The organism is Acinetobacter sp. 228, assembly GCF_048147885.1.
This window is the reverse complement of record NZ_JAYWYV010000056.1, coordinates 1-2,560: the sequence shown is the minus strand read 5'-3', so window position 1 is coordinate 2,560 and position 2,560 is coordinate 1. Positions and strand designations below refer to the sequence as shown.

Here is a 2,560-nt window from a genome sequence, read left to right as displayed (position 1 = left end):
AAATTGGTTCTTGGTACCAAGCTTGGGTTTTACCCTTCAGTTGTGCTTCAGCCTTGTATTCATCATAGATTTTGATAAATTCCATTTTGGCTTTGTACATTTCACCATCTTGGATTAGTGAATAAACTTGGTCTAAAACAAATTTGGTCAAGGTTGTAATTTCTTGGTTCTGCTCTCTTCCGTCTGGCAATGTCACTTTTTTGTGTTGAGAGATCTGAGTGTATTCACAAGCCTTAACCCAAGCCTTCTCAGCGCTCCACCAATCATCACCCATGCACATAGCACGGAATTCAGCGAAGTTAGGCATGTATGTATTTGTACTTGCGTAAAATAGCGCTAAGCCTCTTTGAAGTTGGTTAGGTGTAACCCCAACCAATGCTTTAGCAAGCTGCTGTTCAACGATTTGCATTGGAACGGCATTTTTCCCCTCTACTGGAAAATTCTTATTGAACTGAACAGCGTATTTAGTTCTGTAAGCCGCAATTAGTTCTTTTAAAAAACTTTCAAATGGTGCTAATTCATTCATGATTAATAGCCTCCAAAATCTTGTGACACTGGCGTAACGTCAATCACGTTTGAACGGTTGCTCTCAGCGTACATTTGAGTGAAATAACCCGGTTCTTCAGGAACGTTATGAGATTGTGGGTTTTCCTGAATTTGATTTTGGCGAGGCTCAAATACACCCTGATAATTTCCGATAATTGAGTTTTCCAGTGATTGGTTAGCCAAAGGGCCAAACGAGATAAGTTTTTTAAGGATTAGCTTTACTGCATTTTCAGAAAGTGGTTTTTTGATGCTGATACGCATATCAACAAAATTGTTCCACAGCTCTGGATCTACACATGCTGGTAGTTCAACTAAACGTGGATTAAATTCAGTTGGTTTTTCTGATTTAGGTTTTTCAGAAACAGGCTCTCTTTTTTTATTTATTTTTTTATTACTTTGAGAGTTGTTTTTGATAGTGATACTTTGTGTGTTAAAAATTTTTACTAGTAGCGGTAAAAAATTTTTACTAGTGTAGTTAAAAATATTAACTAGCAGAGGTAAAGACTATTTACTAGTTTGGCCATAAATTTCAGGTAGTAAAAAATTTTTACTAGGGAATTTAAGCACTAAACCAACGCTAGTATCGTTACCTAATTTGAATGTATTTCCATGAATTGTGCTTGGTTGTTCCACGACTAAACCAACTTTAATTAATTCATTAAGGCATTTAACAACTGTCGGTCTACTCTTCCCTGTAATCTCTTCAAATTGAGTTAAAGAGATGGAATCCATCTCCTTATTCCAGCCACGAGTTTTACGGCAAATAACTAAATAAATTTTGCATGCAGCATCAGAGATTTTATTTAAAACCTCGTCAACAAATGCATTAGGCACTTGAAAGGAATTAGGCACAAAATTACTCATGTACACCGACCTTAGGCTTTACATACCCACCAAATTTTTGAACCAAGTCAGCATTAGCCAAACTATTAACGATCTGCCCTGCTAACCACTGATTAATGCGAAAACGCTGTGCCATAGTTTGTGAAAATTCTTCACGCGTTATTGCAGCATTATTTTCGTCATAACCTTTGGCTCTTAGATTTTTACGGTTACGATCATGTAGCTCATTGAGAATCACTAACGCTGGATCAAAGAAGGACTGAATTTCCTGAGTCTGTTTGTACTCAGGTTTATACTTAAATTGACTATTCATGACACCTCCGCTAATGCTTGCTCAGCTTTTGTTAGGCGGCGTTTAGCGTTGAGCTCTGCTACTGTTGCTGTACGGATTTCTTTTGATGAAACCAGAATCAAATGATTCTCCGATTTGATAGTCCACAACCTAGTCAAAGTTTTATTTTTAACCTCAAATAAATCGTTTGATTTAAAACTTCGACACTCTTTAGTAAGTACTACAACGTCACCTATTAAAAAATCTGGTGAGTTGAGTTCGATTGGTTGTTCTGATAAATTGTTTGTGTTCATTTGATCCACCTCAATTGAATGCCTAACCACTCCTGTTACAGCAGGTAGTGGTTTTTTAATATCCAAGCTTTTCTTTTTGACCACTGATTTCGTCATGAAATAAGTCATCCACCGTTTCTATACGGTTCATCCAGCTTTTAGACATAACTAAAAGTGCAGCAACACGTTCTTTATCAATGCTCTGATAATCTTTAGGAACGACTTTTAAACCAAGTAAACTCAATAGCTCGCAAAACATTTCAATTTCATTCAAGCCATTGTTTTTCTTATCCGTTTTAAGCCGAGTAATAGTGCTTGGATCAACTTTTAATTGTTCAGCAATCTCTTTTTGATTGCTTATATCAAGACCATGCAATATGCGGGATACGCCATTTCTGGCGCTTGCAGATATATCAACTGATAATTTGCTCATGGTTAGGTCCTAAGCTATTAATGATCCAAGGTTTCTACTTTTTGTCGTCTGAGGACGAAGTTCAATCCAAATATCTTGATAGTTATCAGGGAAAAGCTCTTTTCGTGTTGTTAAGCCAAGATCTTCGGCAATAACTGCTAGCCTGATTTTTCTATCAAGGGGAATAGCTTTCCA

4 protein-coding genes and 1 pseudogene are annotated in these 2,560 nt (G+C 36.8%); all 5 read right to left on the bottom strand.

Features of this window, described 5'->3' with window-relative positions; all coding sequences use genetic code 11:
* Nucleotides 1–526 (bottom strand): hypothetical protein (locus VXQ92_RS15690; RefSeq protein ID WP_416682424.1); only part of this gene is annotated, 526 nt, incomplete at its 3' end.
* Nucleotides 527–528: 2 nt separating this feature from the next.
* Nucleotides 529–1,410, bottom strand: a pseudogene (locus VXQ92_RS15685) (replication protein).
* Entirely contained in the window at nucleotides 1,403–1,702 is a 300-nt protein-coding gene (locus tag VXQ92_RS15680; protein WP_001088054.1) for a hypothetical protein, read from the bottom strand. Before VXQ92_RS15680 ends, VXQ92_RS15685 begins: the two are co-directional and overlap by 8 nt.
* A complete protein-coding gene (locus tag VXQ92_RS15675) occupies nucleotides 1,699–1,974 on the bottom strand; it encodes a hypothetical protein (RefSeq protein WP_001095598.1) in 276 nt (91 codons plus the stop codon). Before VXQ92_RS15675 ends, VXQ92_RS15680 begins: the two co-directional genes overlap by 4 nt.
* Nucleotides 1,975–2,029: 55 nt before the next feature.
* Nucleotides 2,030–2,386: a hypothetical protein gene (locus VXQ92_RS15670; protein ID WP_000041063.1), complete on the bottom strand. Its 357-nt coding sequence runs from the start codon at nucleotides 2,384–2,386 to the stop codon at nucleotides 2,030–2,032.
* Between the last annotated feature and the right edge of the window lie 174 nt (nucleotides 2,387–2,560).

Excerpts from the sequence above, each read along its gene's own strand:
- VXQ92_RS15680 (WP_001088054.1), bottom strand. The coding sequence starts at position 1,702 with ATGAATAGTCAATTTAAGTATAAACCTGAGTACAAACAGACTCAGGAA.
- VXQ92_RS15675 (WP_001095598.1), bottom strand. The coding sequence starts at position 1,974 with ATGAACACAAACAATTTATCAGAACAACCAATCGAACTCAACTCACCA.
- VXQ92_RS15670 (WP_000041063.1), bottom strand. The coding sequence starts at position 2,386 with ATGAGCAAATTATCAGTTGATATATCTGCAAGCGCCAGAAATGGCGTA.